Source organism: Paenibacillus sp. LBL (assembly GCF_029893715.1).
Lineage (GTDB): Bacteria > Bacillota > Bacilli > Paenibacillales > Paenibacillaceae > Paenibacillus_AQ > Paenibacillus_AQ glucanolyticus.
Window position 1 is genome coordinate 607,244 of record NZ_JARXYU010000002.1, and the last position, 15,525, is coordinate 622,768.

At 47.4% G+C, this 15,525-nt stretch carries 15 protein-coding genes; all 15 read left to right on the forward strand.

All coding sequences use genetic code 11. From position 1 onward, the window contains the following. The first annotated feature begins 3 nt into the window (after window positions 1-3). The 15 genes from cntA (at window position 4) to M2277_RS07950 (ending at window position 15,510) form a co-directional block, all read left to right on the forward strand. The gene (cntA, locus tag M2277_RS07880; protein ID WP_466046698.1) at window positions 4-1,608 is read left to right on the forward strand and encodes a staphylopine-dependent metal ABC transporter substrate-binding lipoprotein; all 1,605 of its coding nucleotides are present in this window, start codon (window positions 4-6) and stop codon (window positions 1,606-1,608) included. A 41-nt stretch (window positions 1,609-1,649) separates the two neighbouring features. Continuing rightward, a complete protein-coding gene (opp1B, locus tag M2277_RS07885) occupies window positions 1,650-2,582 on the forward strand; it encodes a nickel/cobalt ABC transporter permease (protein WP_280754534.1) in 933 nt (310 codons plus the stop codon). Next, entirely contained in the window at window positions 2,582-3,469 is an 888-nt protein-coding gene (gene cntC / locus M2277_RS07890; RefSeq protein WP_006210263.1) for a staphylopine uptake ABC transporter permease subunit CntC, read from the forward strand. The genes opp1B and cntC overlap by 1 nt, the downstream gene beginning before the upstream one ends. Beyond that, a complete protein-coding gene (gene cntD, locus M2277_RS07895) occupies window positions 3,450-4,259 on the forward strand; it encodes a staphylopine uptake ABC transporter ATP-binding protein CntD (protein WP_280754535.1) in 810 nt (269 codons plus the stop codon). Before cntC ends, cntD begins: the two co-directional genes overlap by 20 nt. 1 nt (window position 4,260) lies before the next feature. Further along, window positions 4,261-5,007, forward strand: coding sequence for an ABC transporter ATP-binding protein (locus M2277_RS07900; RefSeq protein WP_006210261.1), 747 nt, complete (start codon window positions 4,261-4,263; stop codon window positions 5,005-5,007). A 30-nt stretch (window positions 5,008-5,037) separates the two neighbouring features. After that, window positions 5,038-6,258, forward strand: coding sequence for a staphylopine family metallophore export MFS transporter CntE (gene cntE, locus M2277_RS07905; RefSeq protein WP_006210260.1), 1,221 nt, complete (start codon window positions 5,038-5,040; stop codon window positions 6,256-6,258). Between the two features lie 683 nt (window positions 6,259-6,941). Continuing rightward, window positions 6,942-7,691: an HAD family hydrolase gene (locus M2277_RS07910; protein WP_006210259.1), complete on the forward strand. Its 750-nt coding sequence runs from the start codon at window positions 6,942-6,944 to the stop codon at window positions 7,689-7,691. Then, window positions 7,678-8,535 carry a MurR/RpiR family transcriptional regulator gene (locus M2277_RS07915; protein ID WP_006210258.1) on the forward strand — a complete coding sequence of 286 codons (858 nt, stop codon included), beginning with the start codon at window positions 7,678-7,680 and terminating at the stop codon, window positions 8,533-8,535. The genes M2277_RS07910 and M2277_RS07915 overlap by 14 nt, the downstream gene beginning before the upstream one ends. 29 nt (window positions 8,536-8,564) lie before the next feature. Further along, complete coding sequence (locus M2277_RS07920; RefSeq protein ID WP_006210257.1) at window positions 8,565-9,299, forward strand: MBL fold metallo-hydrolase; 735 nt, start codon at window positions 8,565-8,567, stop codon at window positions 9,297-9,299. Between the two features lie 46 nt (window positions 9,300-9,345). Further along, complete coding sequence (locus M2277_RS07925) at window positions 9,346-10,929, forward strand: ABC transporter substrate-binding protein (protein ID WP_280754536.1); 1,584 nt, start codon at window positions 9,346-9,348, stop codon at window positions 10,927-10,929. 17 nt (window positions 10,930-10,946) lie between these two features. After that, on the forward strand, window positions 10,947-11,891 hold the full coding sequence (locus tag M2277_RS07930; protein WP_280754537.1) for an ABC transporter permease: 945 nt from the start codon (window positions 10,947-10,949) through the stop codon (window positions 11,889-11,891). Between the two features lie 6 nt (window positions 11,892-11,897). Further along, window positions 11,898-12,716 carry an ABC transporter permease gene (locus M2277_RS07935; RefSeq protein WP_036638941.1) on the forward strand — a complete coding sequence of 273 codons (819 nt, stop codon included), beginning with the start codon at window positions 11,898-11,900 and terminating at the stop codon, window positions 12,714-12,716. A gap of 12 nt (window positions 12,717-12,728) precedes the next feature. Beyond that, on the forward strand, window positions 12,729-13,724 hold the full coding sequence (locus M2277_RS07940) for an ABC transporter ATP-binding protein (protein WP_280754538.1): 996 nt from the start codon (window positions 12,729-12,731) through the stop codon (window positions 13,722-13,724). Next, a complete protein-coding gene (locus M2277_RS07945) occupies window positions 13,721-14,701 on the forward strand; it encodes an ABC transporter ATP-binding protein (RefSeq protein WP_280754539.1) in 981 nt (326 codons plus the stop codon). Before M2277_RS07940 ends, M2277_RS07945 begins: the two co-directional genes overlap by 4 nt. Further along, window positions 14,698-15,510 (forward strand): metallophosphoesterase, encoded by an 813-nt coding sequence (locus M2277_RS07950; protein ID WP_280754540.1) that lies wholly within the window; start codon window positions 14,698-14,700, stop codon window positions 15,508-15,510. Before M2277_RS07945 ends, M2277_RS07950 begins: the two co-directional genes overlap by 4 nt. The last annotated feature ends 15 nt before the right edge of the window (window positions 15,511-15,525 follow it).

Sequence of the window (15,525 nt, forward strand, 5' to 3'; positions counted from 1 at the left end):
ACTGTGAGAAGAACAACTTTATGGCTATGGATGCTTATGGTTATGACCGCGCTTTTGGCTGCGTGTGGAGCTGAGAATCAGGGAAGCAAGGACACAACCAAGCTCCAAGACGAAATCATTTATGCAACAGCGAAAGATATTCATGATATGAATCCACATTTATACACAGGATCGATGCCGGCTCAAGGAATGGTTTACGAATCACTGGTAGAGAACACAAAAGAAGGAATAAAGCCGCTTCTGGCGGAATCCTGGGACCTATCCGAGGATGGGAAGACGTACACCTTCCATTTAAGGAAAGATGTAAAGTTTCATGACGGGGAACCCTTTAATGCGGAAGCCGTCAGAATGAACATCGAAGCTGTGCAGCACAACGCGGATAAACATGCCTGGATCAAACTGTCGACCAAAATCAAGAGCATCAAGGTAGTGGATGAATATACCTTTCAATTGAATTTAAGCGAACCCTACTATCCTGCACTTGTTGAATTGTCTATGACGCGGCCTTATGTGTTCCTCTCTCCCAATGACTTCATTCAGGGAGAAACCAAGGATGGGGTGCAAGGACATAACGGAACCGGTCCCTACAAATTTACAGAACATAAAATCGATGAGTATGCCACATTTACCGCCAATGAGGAGTATTGGGGAGGTCAGCCAAAAATCAAAAAAATAACGGCAAAGGTGCTTCCCGCCGGGGAAACGACCTTTCTGGCTATGCAAAAAGGAGAGGTGAACTTCGTATTCACCGATGATCGGGGCGCAGACAGCATCGACGTCCAGGCCATGAATCACCTGGTTGACGCCGGAACCTTTCAATTGGTTCGAAGCGAAGCCATGAATACAAAAATGATCGTGGCTAACAGCAGCAAAGCGGACAGTCCGGTAAGTGAAAAGGCAGTGCGCGAGGCCATTTGGCATGCGATCGATCGCGAAACGATCAGCAAGGATATCTTCGAAGGAACCGAATCGGTGGCGAATCGACTCTTCTCATCCAACGTCAACTATGCCGATGTTCAGCTGAAGGAGCGTGGTTATGACCTCCAAGCTGCAGAGCGAATTCTGGAGCAAGCCGGTTGGACAAAGGACGGTGACGGCGATGCCAGAATGAAGGACGGGAAACGCTTGACCATCAAATTATACTATGACAGTAACTCATCTTCGCAAAAAACGCAGGCGGAATATATTCAGAATACGGTGGGCGGGATTGGAATCAAGCTGGATCTCATCGGCGAGGAGTCGAGTTCCATTGCGAATCGACGCTCTACAGGGGATTACGAATTATTATTCAATCAGACCTGGGGATTGGCCTATGACCCTCAGAGCACGATTTTTGCATTCACTTCGGAAGCGTCATATCTGCATACAACCAAGGGAATCGCAGAAGCGGATCACCTCTATGACCTGATTCAGCAGGTTATGGTTTCTACCGACGAGGAAGTCAGAAAGTCGTTGTATGCTGAAATCCTGCAAATTGTTCACGATGAAGCGGTATTCATTCCGATTTCCAACGGGAGTGTCACGGTGCTGGCGCCCAAGAACCTGCAAGGTATTGCATTCAAGCAAACTCAGTTCGAACTGCCTTTTGAGCAAATGTATTTTGAATAGTTCGGTCTGACCGCTGAATCCTAATTCGACAAGGAGTCCTTATGGGAAGTTATGTTGTAAAAAGAGTACTGCTCTCTGTTCCGATCCTGTTCATCATTTCGTTTCTGACCTTTCTGCTGATTAACCTGTCGCCCATGGATCCTGCAGAAGTCGTACTCCGGGCGCAAGAAGTTCCCGAGATAACGGAAGAACTGTTGGCACAGACACGCGAAGAGTTGGGAATGAATCAGCCGTTCCTGAAACAGTATGCCGACTGGATGCTGGCCAGCCTTCGGTTAGACTTCGGGGAGTCTTATGTAACGGGACAGTCTGTGTGGTCCTTGATCAGCCCGGCCTTTGTCAATACATTCAAGCTGACGATGGTTTCATCCGTCATCATTATCTTCATGTCTATTCTTCTGGGGGTTGTGTGCGCATTAAATGAAGGGAAAATACTGGATCGATCCGTAAGAGGTGTCTCTTTTATTCTAACGTCGATGCCTTCGTACTGGCTTGCCTCGATATTGATCTGGTATCTATCGGTCCGCTTGGACTTGCTGCCTACCAGCGGTATGGACTCCTATCAGAGCTATATTCTCCCCGTCACCGTGATATCGGTAAGTTATGTGGGCATTTATTTTCGAAACGTCCGAAGTTCAATGCTTACCCAATTGGATGAAGGCTATGTGGTATATGGGAGAGCCTGCGGCTTGTCAGAGAGAAAGATTACGCAACATATTCTGAGAAATTCCCTGCAGGTAGCCGTGTCCATATTCTGCATGGCGATCCCTATTATTTTGGGGAGTACTGTCGTGATTGAGAACGTATTTGCCTGGCCGGGCCTTGGACGACTGAGCGTAAAATCCATCCTGAGCAGGGATTTTCCGGTGATACAGGCGTATGTTCTTATTTTAGCGGTAACCTTCGTGCTGTTTAACACGTTGTCGGACGTAATCAACGCTGCGCTGAATCCGAAATTAAGAAAGGAATTGTGATGAGCACACTCAAAAATTTGACTAGAGACAAACTGGCCAGCCTGTCACTAGTCGTTATCGCCACAATCGTTGTTGTCGGCCTGTTTGCTCCCTTCTTTGCGCCGCACGATCCTAACCAAGTCGATATGAAACTTCGCTTCGCTCATTCATCCTGGTCGTATTGGCTTGGCAATGATCATTTGGGAAGATGCATTTTATCCAGACTGATCTATGGGATACGTCCCAGCGTTCTATGGGTTCTGGCCACCATGTTGGCATCGGTAGGTGTTGGCGCCATCGTTGGTTTCATAGCAGGTTATTTCAGAGGAAAAACGGATGCGTTCCTGATGAGAGTATGCGATGTGATGCTCTCATTTCCAGGGTATGTGATGACATTGGCCGTAGTCGGCATTCTGGGCGCCGGACTTGAGAACATCCTGATTGCTTTCGTAGCCATGAAATGGGCATGGTTTGCTCGCGTCATCCGTACATCGGTTCTCCAGTACACGGAAAAGGATTACGTTAAGTTCTCAAAAGCAATCGGCATCAGCAATCGAAGAATTATCCTCAGACACATCGTTCCCGTGACCTTCTCCGATATTGCCGTCATTGCCAGCGGTTCGATGTGTTCCATGATTTTACAAATCTCCGGGTTGTCATTCCTGGGGCTGGGTATCAAGGCTCCCAACGCCGAATGGGGAATGATGCTTAATGAAGCAAGAGAGGTTATGTTCTCTCGGCCCGAGCTGATGTTAGCGCCCGGCCTGGCTATTGTGATTGCTGTATCAGCATTTAATTTTCTGGCGGATGGACTTCAAGTCGCGCTTGATCCCAAACGCATGAAGTCCGGCAAGCAGCCGCAAATGACAGAGGTGGAGAAACCGGCTTATGAATATGCTAGAGGTTAATCATCTGAAGGTATGGGATGCCAGCGAGGGAAGAGAAATTATTCGTAACAGTTCGTTTCAATTGAAGCAGGGAACCTGTCTTGCAATTGTAGGCGAAAGCGGGAGCGGGAAATCATTGACGTGCAGATCGATCATACGATTACATAGGCCTTGGATTCGTCAATCCGGGGAGATCCTGTACAAGGGTGAGCATCTGGATCATCTTTCAGATAAAGCAATGCGAAAAATAAGGGGCAAACACATCGGCATGATCATGCAGCACGGTATGGGAGCGTTTGATCCGTCCTCCGTGGTAGGCGTTCATGTCCAGGAGACACTGAGAACGCATTATGACTGGAGCAAGAGTATCGCTGAGGCCAATATGAAGAAGGCGATGGAAAGCGTCATGCTGGAGCAGCCTATGGAGATTTTGAACAAATACCCACACCAGTTATCAGGCGGCATGCTCCAACGATTGATGATTGCACTCACACTTGTACTGGAACCCGATATCATCATTGCCGATGAACCGACCACGGCGCTGGATACGATTTCGCAATTCGAGGTCGTTGAGCAGTTCATCCGTCTTCGGGAAAGAATGGGGGCTTCCATGATCTTTGTGTCGCATGATTTGGGGGTCGTAAAGAAGATTGCAGATGAGGTTGCGGTCATGAAAAACGGTATCATCGTGGAGACAGGGAGCGTTGAAGAGGTGTTTACCGCACCTCGGCATCCCTACACGCAATACCTGGTCTCTACCCGGCTTGAGCTCAGCCATCATTTCAATGCGCTCATGAACGGAGGGATGTAATGTGCTGACCGTGGTGAACGTCGAGAAATCCTACCGGACAGGCGGCATGTTTACTAGAAACAAACAACAGGTTCTGCATGGTGTAAGCTTTGAATGCGGCAATGGCGAAAGCCTTGGCATCATCGGTGAAAGCGGCAGCGGAAAATCAACGCTCGGACGCCTTGTTTTGGGTATTGAACAACCTGACCGCGGCAGTGTTCTGTATGAAGGAAAGCCTGTAAGACACCGGCATGTGCGATCCGGCAACATGAGTGCCGTGTTCCAGGATTATTCGTCGTCCATTAATCCATTCTTTACCGTGGAGGAAGCAATCCTGGAGGCACTGGCTATGCAAAAACCACTTCAGTCTGACAAGAGGAGCAAAATCGATCTGCTGCTGAAGCAGGTTGGATTGGACCCTTCATATAAAATGAAATACGCCCATGAGTTATCCGGAGGAGAGGCACAGCGAGTCTGCATTGCCAGAGCCGTTGCCACAGAACCAAAATGCATTGTGCTGGACGAGGCGATCAGTTCCCTGGACGTATCGGTGCAGATTCAAGTGCTTCGGTTGCTAAAGGAGCTTAAAGAAATATATCACATGAGTTACATTTTTATCACGCATGACATTCAAGCTGCCGCTTATCTGTGCGACCGAATCCTTATATTCAAAAGCGGCAAAGTTGTGGAAACGGTTCGTGTTGAGCAATTAAAAGAGGTCGAGTCCGACTACGCCAAAAAATTAATGAAGCATTTGATTACGTTCTGACGTTTATTCGCAAGCAGGAGGAGAGTCATTGTGAGTGGAGCCATGTCTTGGCCATTTTTACGTCTATATATGCTGGCACTTCTATATTTCAGCGCCAACGCCTTGCTCAATGTTATAATTCCGCTCCAGGGGGCCGCTTGGGGAGCGAGTAGTACAACCATCGGCCTTGTCATGGGAGCGTACATGCTTACAACCATGTTCTTTCGGCCCTGGGCCGGGCAATTGATCCAAAAGCATGGACCAGTCAAGGTGCTGCGACTGATTCTTTTGGTTAATGGCGCTGCCTTGATTTTATATACGTTTACAGGAATAGGCGGATATGTCCTGGCTCGAATCCTGCAAGGCGTTGCAACCGCATTTTTCTCGATGGCGCTCCAGATCGGAATCATCGATGCGCTGCCCGAGAAGGAACGATCCCAAGGAATATCATTCTATTCGTTATTCTCCTATATACCCGGGATCATCGGGCCGGTGTTCGCTTTAAGCCTCTGGCAGGCCAACGGCATGGATGCCTTTACCGTCATCCTGATCAGCATCGCCGTCTGTACCGGAGTATTCGGTTACACGGTCAAGATGGAGAAGGAGCCGAATACTGGCGAGAAATCGTCCGATAGTTTTGGAGTGATGGCCTCATTCGGGCAAATTGTAAAGAATCCGCATCTGTTCAAATGCAGCGTGCTGATGCTGTCCGCATCGATCATATTCGGAGCGGTAACGACGTTCATGCCACTATATGGTGCACAGCTGAATAGCGGCAGCGCCGGCATTTATTTGATGCTTCAGGCCGCGGTTGTTGTTGCCTCGCGGGTTCTCCTGAGAAAGCGAATCCCTTCCGATGGCAGATGGCATTCGTCATTTATTATGGGTACTATGCTGCTTATCACCCTGGCTTCGGCATGCATCAGTTTGTCTTCAGCGAAGGGGGCCATTCTACTGTATGCCGGGGCCATTCTTATGGGCGCTGCGCAAGCACTGCTGTATCCCACATTAACAACGTATTTGTCCTTTGTACTGCCTTCTGCGAATCGCAACGTGTTAATCGGGTTGTTTATTGCCACGGCTGACCTTGGTGTATCGATGGGGGGAGCCCTGATGGGGCCCATTTCAGATTATTATTCGTACTCCACGATGTATTTCATTTGCGCTATTTTAGGCATAGTGATGATTGTGTTTTCGTACGAGAGAAGAAAGAGTTCCGATGAATCAGTGATCCGTGTGGATTCTAATGATGGTCCGAGTACCAAGGGCTGATAAACGTTCAATTTATTTAAAAGCCATGAAGAGATTGCAAGAAGCTGACAGTTTAGAACTGTCAGCTTCTTGTGATTGTTCGCAAGGATTTGGTAAACAGCGGAGAAGTAAAGTAAAGAGTTGAAGGTTGTTGCAACAAGAGGGGTGTTTGATAATGAAAGCGTAGCCAATTCCCATTTATTTGCCCTTCATCCCGGTAGTCAAATAACCCTAAAACTTTCTGGACAATCACCCGCCGTTCCAGATTGACGGCAATTTCGGAGGAACCGCCGCTAGGGGAACGATTCGGTTTCAAGCAGAAACAGGGGCAGTATATCAAATCTCTTTAATATAAAAGTTAAGCAAAGAAGTGCTGGCGCACCGCTTGCAAGACCGCCGTGCTTCTTTTTTTTGTTTTAATTACGGTACTCTTTTGCTTGACAATACCAGAAACTGATGGATAGCCCAGAATTCCTTGAAGGCTGAGCAAGTCCTTTCACAATTAACCAACACTCAAAGATCTGGTTGTGACAGAGTTATTTGTGTAAACGCCGCAAATGGAGCTTGGGCAAGTTTTTACTAAAATCATCATTTGAATTATTTTTCGACAAATACTTTAACACTAAGATGTAATCATGAGTGAAGGAAAACAAACATTCATGTAGCTTATGAAGGAAATCCTACAAGAAAGAGCGGGTGCATCTATGATTAGGTTTATATGGTTGGATCTTGGTTATACCCTGGTCAAGACCCACCGGGAAGAAGTGTATTTTAAAACCCTGCAGGTCTTTGACGTCTCCAAAACGCTTGATGAAATCACAATTGCGTATCATTTAGCAGACAAGCTGTTCATGAGAGAATTCCGGGGCGTTCTGGGTAAGGACAGTCGATCGTTCATGCCTTGGTACGTGGGCGTGCTCAACTATTATCTTCAATTGAGTTTGCCTATTGAAGAGATAATTCAGGTGCAACAGCGGATATTAAAAGATTCAGTAACGGGTTGGCGTGCATTTGATTTTAGCAAGCCTACATTGAGGTATCTAAGAGAGTTAGGATACAAGGTGGGCTTAATTTCGAATTGGGACAACACGGCAAGGGAGGTACTCCGACGCAACCAGCTAGATGAAGAGATGGCTGAAATCGTAATTTCTTCCGAGGTGAAACTGGAAAAGCCAGATCCAGCTATATTTACTTATGCTTTACAGAAAGCCGGAGTAACTGCGCAGCAGTCCCTTTACGTGGGAGACAACTACTATGATGATGTACTGGGTTCGCGCCAAGTTGGCATGGAATCTCTGCTAATCAATCCTTACGGCAAACAAGGAATTGAGGAGCTTGATTATGAACGGGTTATTTCCAGTTTGGAGGAGCTGCCCGCCTATTTGGGTCACCCGCCTAAGCTCAATTTGTCAGCGTGCTCCGTCGTTGGAGGAACTTGTCATGTCGAGAATTGAAGACAAGATTGCTGAGCAGTTTGAAAATTTGAGCCTTGGGAAAAAGAAAGTCGCTCACTACATCCAGAGTAATCTGCGTGAAGCTGCATTACAATCGGCACAACGAATTGCCGAGAAGTCGGATGTTAGCGAAGCTACCGTTCATCGGCTGGCTCAAGCACTTTCTTATTCAAGCTTCTCCGAGATGCAACAAGATTTACGGCGCATTGTAATTCAGGACCAGCGGGCGGTCCACAATTTTATTCAATCCACGAACCGGCAGGAACATTCGTGGCTGGAAAAGCACTTTACGCAAGAAGCTGAAAATATTCGCCAAACGATGATGCAGGTGGATCGGGCACAAATTCATGAGGCTGCGTCCTTGTTGTTGCAGGCAGATCGCGTTTGGGTTGCAGGCTGGAGAATGGGGTTGTCCGTCACATCTTTTTTCAGTTTTGTCATGAAATACATGCTGGGTAACTGCGAGTTAATTCCTCAAGGGGGAGTTGCGGAGTATGTTTCGTATATTAAACCGGGGGACGTAGTGTTTGCTTGCGGCTACCCGAGGTATTGTTCCAGAACGCTGAAATTATCCAGGCTGGCCAAGGAGCAACAGGCTAAACTGATCGTTCTCACAGATTCGGGTCTGTCCCCTTTTGCCAAGCTTGCTGATTTGGTATTGCTGGCAGAATGCAAATCCAACGGTTTTCTTGATTCATATACAGCCCCCTTAGCTGTAGTCAATGCTATCATCAATGAAATTTCTTATTTGGAGAAAGAACGGGTTCAAGGCAATCTTGAACGGATGGAATTGATGCTTAATGAGTTCCAAGACAGCTTTGAGTGGGTGCACAAACTCAAATGACCTCTAAAGAAGAGTAGAAAGGAAGCATCATGGAGCTTACAGTAATCGGCTATTGGGGAGCCTATCCCGCCAAAAATGAAGCAACCTCTGGCTATCTGCTTAGGCATGCGGACAGTGCGGTATTACTCGATTGCGGGAGTGGCGTCTTGTCACGGTTGCAAAATGAAATCAATTTGGAACAACTGGATGCGGTATTTATTACCCACACACATGCTGACCATTTTGCAGATGTTTATGCACTGGAATTTTCCGCATTGGTGTTAACTCAGCTTGGTAAACGCACTCGCCCGTTAGATGTGTATATTTATGGGGAGAATCTAGCCAGTTTGAATTTTGCTTATCCTGATTATGTCCATGTGCATCCGATTGAACCGGCAAGAACGGTGAATGTTGGAGAACTGATGTTTTCATTTTCAGAGACCGTTCATGAAGTTCCCTGTTGTGCCATCAAAGCGACAACCCGGGAAGGAGCAAATCTAATCTATTCAGGAGATACAGGATATTGCAGCAGTTTTATTGAATTTGCGGAAAACGCTGACCTGCTTGTTCTGGAATGCAGCCTCTACGATGTACAGAAGGGAGTGCTGGATGGTCATCTTACTGCGGGGGAAGCAGGGGAGATTGCTCGCTTAGCCAACGCCGGATATTTGATCCTGACGCATTTTCCGCATTATGGCGACCAGCGGCAACTTGCCATGGAGGCAGCACGTAACTATAGCGGTCCTATCGAATTAGCTTATTCGGGATTGAAATGGAGCTTCTAGTATTCTATTAGAATAAAAATTCATATTCAGGGAGAGGAGCTTTACCATGATGAGCTTGAAGAAGACATTAGTGGCGGGTTTGTCTACACTTACTTTATTTGCGGTAATCATTTCGGGATGCGGTGGAAATGCCCAACCAGCGGCAACGGGCAATAAGCCCGAAACCTCTACAGAAACGGCGGCAGAATCGGATCAGGATAAGGTTATGGAAGGGGGTACAGTAAGAGTAGCTATCGCTACCGAACCGGATAATCTGGACCCCTATCTTTCTGCAGCAACGGATACGAACTCTATGATGGATAACGTATTTGACGGCTTATTTGAAGCGGGTGAGAAGGGTGATCTCATTCCGGCAATCGCGGAGTCGTATGAAGTATCTGAGGATGGGCTTATCTATACTTTAAATATAAAAAAGAATGTGGTGTTCCACGACGGCTCTCCTCTTACGTCGGATGATGTTTCTTATTCTTATGCGAAATTGGCTGGATTGGATGGACAAGAGCCCCTTTCCTCCAAGTTCTCCGGCATTAAGAGCATCGAGAACCCGGATGACTACACCGTTGTAGTCAAGCTTAAAGAACGTGATGCTGCTTTTATGGCAGCTAATATCGTGGGTATTGTGCCCAAAAATTATGAGCAACAAAGCGAGAAGCCTATAGGAGCGGGTCCTTTCAAATTCGTGGAATATCAGCCCGGACAGCAACTGGTACTGGAAAAAAATGCAGATTTCTACGACAACGAGCGGATGCCCAAGCTGGATCGCATTGAATTTAAAATAATGCCTGACGCCAATTCATCGATCCTGGCATTGCAATCAGGAGATATTGATATGGTGCCAGGCGTTAGCGAACAAGGGGCTATGCAGTTAGGGGATGCCTATTCCATCGTATCTGGTCCGCAGAACATGGTTCAATTGATGGCTTTAAACAATTCGGTCAAGCCGCTGGACGATGTAAGAGTACGCCAGGCAATCAATTTTGCGATTGACAAGAATGTCATCATTCAAACGGTAGCAGACGGAAACGGTACTCCATTAGGTTCGAATATGAGTCCTGCGATGAAAATGTACTATCAGGAAGGGTTAGAAAGTCGCTATGAACCGAATATCGAGCAAGCAAAATCATTGTTAAAAGAGGCAGGCTATGAGAATGGTTTTGATTTGACGATTACCGTGCCTTCCAACTATCAATTCCATGTGGATACCGCTCAGGTCATTAGCGAACAGCTCAAGCAGGTTGGCATTCGAGCGGCACTCAAGCAAATTGAATGGAGCAGTTGGCTGGAGGATGTCTATAATAACGCCAAGTATGAGGCCACCATTATAGGTTTGACCGGAAAGCTGGATCCAAACGAGGTACTGGGGCGTTATGAATCAAGCTATGCAAAAAACTTCTATAAATTCAGTAATAGCGAATTTGACGATTTGGTGGGTCAAGCTCGAACCGAGCTGGATGAGAAGGCGCGAGCTGACCTTTACAAGCAAGCGCAAGAGCTGTTGACCGATCAAGCTGTAGCGGTATTTATTATGGATCCCGGCCGGAATGTAGCGATGAAGAAAAGCCTCAAAGGCTTTAAAATGTATCCCGTGCAAAAGTATGACTTCGCTCCAATGTACTTTACGGAAGAATAATTTAGGGGACATGCATCTTGAGATTTTATATTCGAAAGCTGATTATGCTGGCTGCTACTGTGTTACTGGTTTCGGTTATCACCTTTCTTGTGTTTCAGGTGTTGCCCGGTGATCCTGCTCAGATTATTTTGGGAGTGGACGCAGATCCGCATCAGTTGGCGGCGCTACGGGATACGATGGGTCTTGATCGACCTGTGGGAGAACGGTATGTAGCTTGGATTAAAAATGCGGCTGTGGGCGATTTGGGCGAATCACTACGCTACCATCGTCCGGTAACGGAGATTTTGGCAGAGCGGGTGCCTGTAACGGTTTCACTTGCGCTATTCTCCTTGGCGCTGACGCTGCTGATTGGTATTCCCTTGGGAATTCTTATCGCCAGATACGACGGTAAATGGCCGGCCGTATGGCTGTCCGCTTTCACTCAGCTAGGAGTAGCAATGCCATCCTTTTGGCTTGCATTTATTCTCATCCTGGTCTTCTCGGTTACGTTCCGTCTATTTCCAACGTATGGATATGTTCCTTGGGGAGAGAATCCGATTGCCGCTATACGTTCCTTATTTCTGCCGTCGCTGGCTCTATCCATTCCCGGTATTGCTGTTGTGATGAGATATTTACGCAATACTTTATTGGACCAGATTCGCATGGATTATGTACGAACAGCCAGGAGTAAGGGGGTGCGAGAGAGGGCCATTATGTACCGACATATTTTGCGCAATGCCCTAATCCCGGTGGTGACGATAGTGGGTCTCATCATTACCGATACCCTCGGGGGCAGTATTGTGGTAGAGAATGTATTTGCCCTTCCGGGCCTCGGGAACCTGCTGATTACTTCCATTGGCACTCGCGATTTGCCATTGGTGCAAACCCTTGTTTTGTACATTGCTATATTGGTAGCGGGGATCAATTTTATCATTGATTTGCTGTATAAAGTGATTGATCCCCGTATTCGAATAAAAAGGTGAGGAACGATGAACGTAAAATCATGGCTCCACAGCAAGCCGCTTGTCTTCGGCGGGGTGCTGGTTATTATGCTAATGCTGTTCATGCTGACAGGATTATTCTATACCCCTTACGAGCCCAATGAAATGAATACCTCGATGAGGCTGGCTCCGCCACAGACCAGCCATATCTGGGGAACTGACAATTTTGGCCGGGATATCTTCAGCCGAATTATGGAGGGAGCACAGACTGCATTTTTAATTGGTTTCTCCTCTGTTTTTATTGGTTTGTCCTGCGGTCTGCTGTTAGGGGCAATTGCTGGATATTTCGGAGGATGGCTAGATGAGTTGATAATGCGGTTCATAGATGCCATGCAGGCCTTTCCGGGCATCCTGCTTGCTATTATGCTGGTTTCGGTGTTTGGCCCGGGTTTGAACAATACGATATTGGCTTTAGGTCTGATGAGTATTCCTTCTTTTTCTCGGATAGCCCGGAGTGGATTTATTCAATACAAGGAGTTTGACTTTGTTAAGGCTTCTATAGCCAAGGGAGCAGGACCATGGCGTATTATTATTCGGCATATCTTGCCCAATATGGTATCCCCTTTGATTGTTGCGGCGTCGTTAGGGTTCTCTGGTTCAGTGTTGGCGGAAGCCGGACTTAGTTATCTGGGACTTGGCGTACAGCCGCCGGACCCAAGTTGGGGACGGATGTTGAGTGAAGCCCAACCGTTCATTATGAATGCGCCGTGGTATGTCATCATAACCGGTGTGATCATGACGGCCATGGTATTAGGATTCAATCTGCTCGGTGATGGTATTCGGGATATTTACAACAAGAAGAGTTAGGGGGGAAAGCATGTGAAATCGGAACTTTTGGAAGTACGGGATCTGAAGGTGGCGTTTACCAGTAGGAAAGCTTCCCTTCCGGCGCTTCAGAACATATCCTTTGCATTGCGGGAGGGTGAAGTGCTCGGTATCGTTGGCGAATCAGGCTGTGGTAAGAGCCTGACTTCACTTTCGGTAATGGGATTATTACCCAAGGGGGCTGAGGTTACCGGCGGGGAAATTGTACTAGCGGGGAAAAATTTGTGTGAATTCAGTGCAGAGGAATGGTGCAAGGTTCGGGGCAAGCAAGCTGCCATGATTTTTCAAGATCCCATGACGGCCTTAAATCCCCTGGTTCCAATCGGCTGGCAGATTGCGGAAACGGCTATGGTCCATATGCCGGTTTCCCGCAAGGAAGCCCATAGGCTTGCTCTCGATATGATGGAGCGGGTGGGGCTCCCTCGTGCGGAGCAGTTATTCCGTGAATACCCACATCAATTATCGGGTGGTATGCGTCAGCGGGTGATGATTGCAATGGCGCTGATTTGCAAACCACAATTGTTGATTGCTGATGAGCCAACAACTGCACTGGATGTAACCATTCAAGCACAGATCTTAAGTTTGCTACAGGTTATGAAGGAGGAGACCGGAGCAGCCATGCTTTTTATTTCACATGACCTGGGTGTCATTCGTGAGATTAGCGACAGGGTTATGGTCATGTATGCCGGTTATGTTGTAGAAGAGGCCCCGGTGAAGGAGTTGCTGAATGATCCGAAGCATCCTTACACGGTGGGACTGATGAAATCCATCCCCGATATCGAGCATAAAGACAAACCGCTGTATACTATTCCGGGCCGTGTGCCTTCCCTTGCAGAACGTGGAGAAGGATGTCCGTTTACAAGCCGATGTCCTCATGCGGAGAGTCTCTGCTTAACTCATGTGCCTCCGCTCACAGAACAAACGGCTAACCATTTCGTTCGTTGTCACCTGTATACGAATCCGGGGAGGGATTGGGAGGGGGACGAATGAATACGGCGTTGATTGAGGTTGAGGGATTGGTCAAATATTATGCCGTTCCAAGGCAAGGTCTATGGGAAAGCCAGCAGTATGTGAAAGCGGTGGATAACGTGTCGTTTACAATCCGTGAAGGCGAAACCTTTGGGCTGGTTGGGGAGAGCGGCTGCGGCAAATCTACAACGGGTCAATTGCTGGTGCGGCTGCTGCAGCAGACCGGGGGCAGCATACGTTACCGGGGTAGAGACGTTACGGGACTGGACCGCCGAGAAATGAGGATATTGCGGCAGGAAATACAAATCGTATTTCAGGACCCCTATGCCTCCCTAAACCCCAAAAAGCAGATTGGCTGGATCCTGGAGGAGCCGCTAATTATACATCGTATTGGCGATAAGCAGGAAAGACGGAAGAGTGTCGCCTCTGTGCTGGAGCAAGTGGGGCTGGATAACAGTTTTCTGAAGAGGTATCCACATGAATTAAGTGGAGGTCAAAGGCAACGCGTCGGAATTGCTGCGGCGCTTGTCTTGAACCCTAAATTTATCGTTATTGATGAAGCGGTGTCAGCCCTGGACGTTTCCATTCAATCTCAAATACTCAATCTGCTTAAAGAATTACAACATCGGCATGGCTTGACGTATCTGTTTATTTCCCACGATTTGAATGTAATTCAGTATATGAGCGATCGAATCGGGGTAATGTATCTGGGGCGATTGGCAGAAATCATTGATGTTGCTCAAGCAGGAAGAGAACCGGTTCACCCCTATACACAGGCCTTATTTTCATCCATCCCCCAAGTGAAGGCAACACAGAGGGAGAGGATTTTGCTCCAGGGGGATTTACCAAGTCCACTTACTCCCCCAACGGGATGCACATTTCATCCTCGCTGTCCCTATGCCATGGACAGATGCCATCAGGAGATGCCGGAGCTGAAGCCCTATTCGACGGGAAATATGGTAAGTTGTCATCTATATGAAGGGGAGGAAATCAAATGAATCTGGGAATCATATCGGATCTCCATGTCGATTTGAACAAGCAGCCTCAAGATCTTCCTGTTCATGAAGCACTGCTGGAGGTTGTGAAAGAGCGGAAATTGACTCATCTAATCGTTGCTGGAGATATATCTAATGATTCGCACCTCAGTTTGAGCGTGCTTCATGAGCTGCGTGAGAGAAGTGGTATCCCGGTATTGTTTGTCCCTGGAAACCACGATTACTGGAGCAAAGAGAATGGGATTACCGATACTTGGGAAATTTATAAAGCCTATCAATCCTTCCCGGGCTGCTTAAGTGAGCAGCCATATATTCTGAACGATGAGTGGGTCGTAATCGGCAATACGGGATGGTATGATTACACATTGGGAGAGCCCACGTATGGGCCTGCCGATTTCGAGAAAATGAAGTTTGCGGATCGCACATGGCAAGACAGCATCTATGTTCATTGGGGAAGAAGCAACTCCGACATGCATCGTTATTTCTACGAGGCAATGGAACGGGAGCTTGCCGAGCATCAAGGCAAACAGATCATCCTGGTAACCCATATGCTGGGGCACCCGTTCTTCAAAGTGCCGATGCCGCATCCAAGGTGGGAATACTTCAATGCCTTCCTGGGAAGTGCAGAATATGCGGATTTGTACGTCAAATATAATGTTCATTACGCCGTGATGGGACATGTGCATTATCGAAAAAAGCATGTCCACCAAAATACGGAGATGGTTTGTGCTTGCTTGGGGTATCGCCAAGAATGGACACAAGAAGTCGCATTAGATGAAATACGCAGCTGCCTGCAAGTCATCTCTCTTTAGAATCTATCATAAACT

Bases quoted from the DNA above. Each gene is read 5' to 3' on its own strand.
- opp1B (WP_280754534.1), top strand. From the start codon at position 1,650: ATGGGAAGTTATGTTGTAAAAAGAGTACTGCTCTCTGTTCCGATCCTG.
- cntC (WP_006210263.1), top strand. From the start codon at position 2,582: ATGAGCACACTCAAAAATTTGACTAGAGACAAACTGGCCAGCCTGTCA.
- cntD (WP_280754535.1), top strand. From the start codon at position 3,450: ATGAATATGCTAGAGGTTAATCATCTGAAGGTATGGGATGCCAGCGAG.
- M2277_RS07910 (WP_006210259.1), top strand. From the start codon at position 6,942: ATGATTAGGTTTATATGGTTGGATCTTGGTTATACCCTGGTCAAGACC.
- M2277_RS07915 (WP_006210258.1), top strand. From the start codon at position 7,678: ATGTCGAGAATTGAAGACAAGATTGCTGAGCAGTTTGAAAATTTGAGC.
- M2277_RS07920 (WP_006210257.1), top strand. From the start codon at position 8,565: ATGGAGCTTACAGTAATCGGCTATTGGGGAGCCTATCCCGCCAAAAAT.
- M2277_RS07925 (WP_280754536.1), top strand. From the start codon at position 9,346: ATGATGAGCTTGAAGAAGACATTAGTGGCGGGTTTGTCTACACTTACT.
- M2277_RS07935 (WP_036638941.1), top strand. From the start codon at position 11,898: ATGAACGTAAAATCATGGCTCCACAGCAAGCCGCTTGTCTTCGGCGGG.
- M2277_RS07945 (WP_280754539.1), top strand. From the start codon at position 13,721: ATGAATACGGCGTTGATTGAGGTTGAGGGATTGGTCAAATATTATGCC.
- M2277_RS07950 (WP_280754540.1), top strand. From the start codon at position 14,698: ATGAATCTGGGAATCATATCGGATCTCCATGTCGATTTGAACAAGCAG.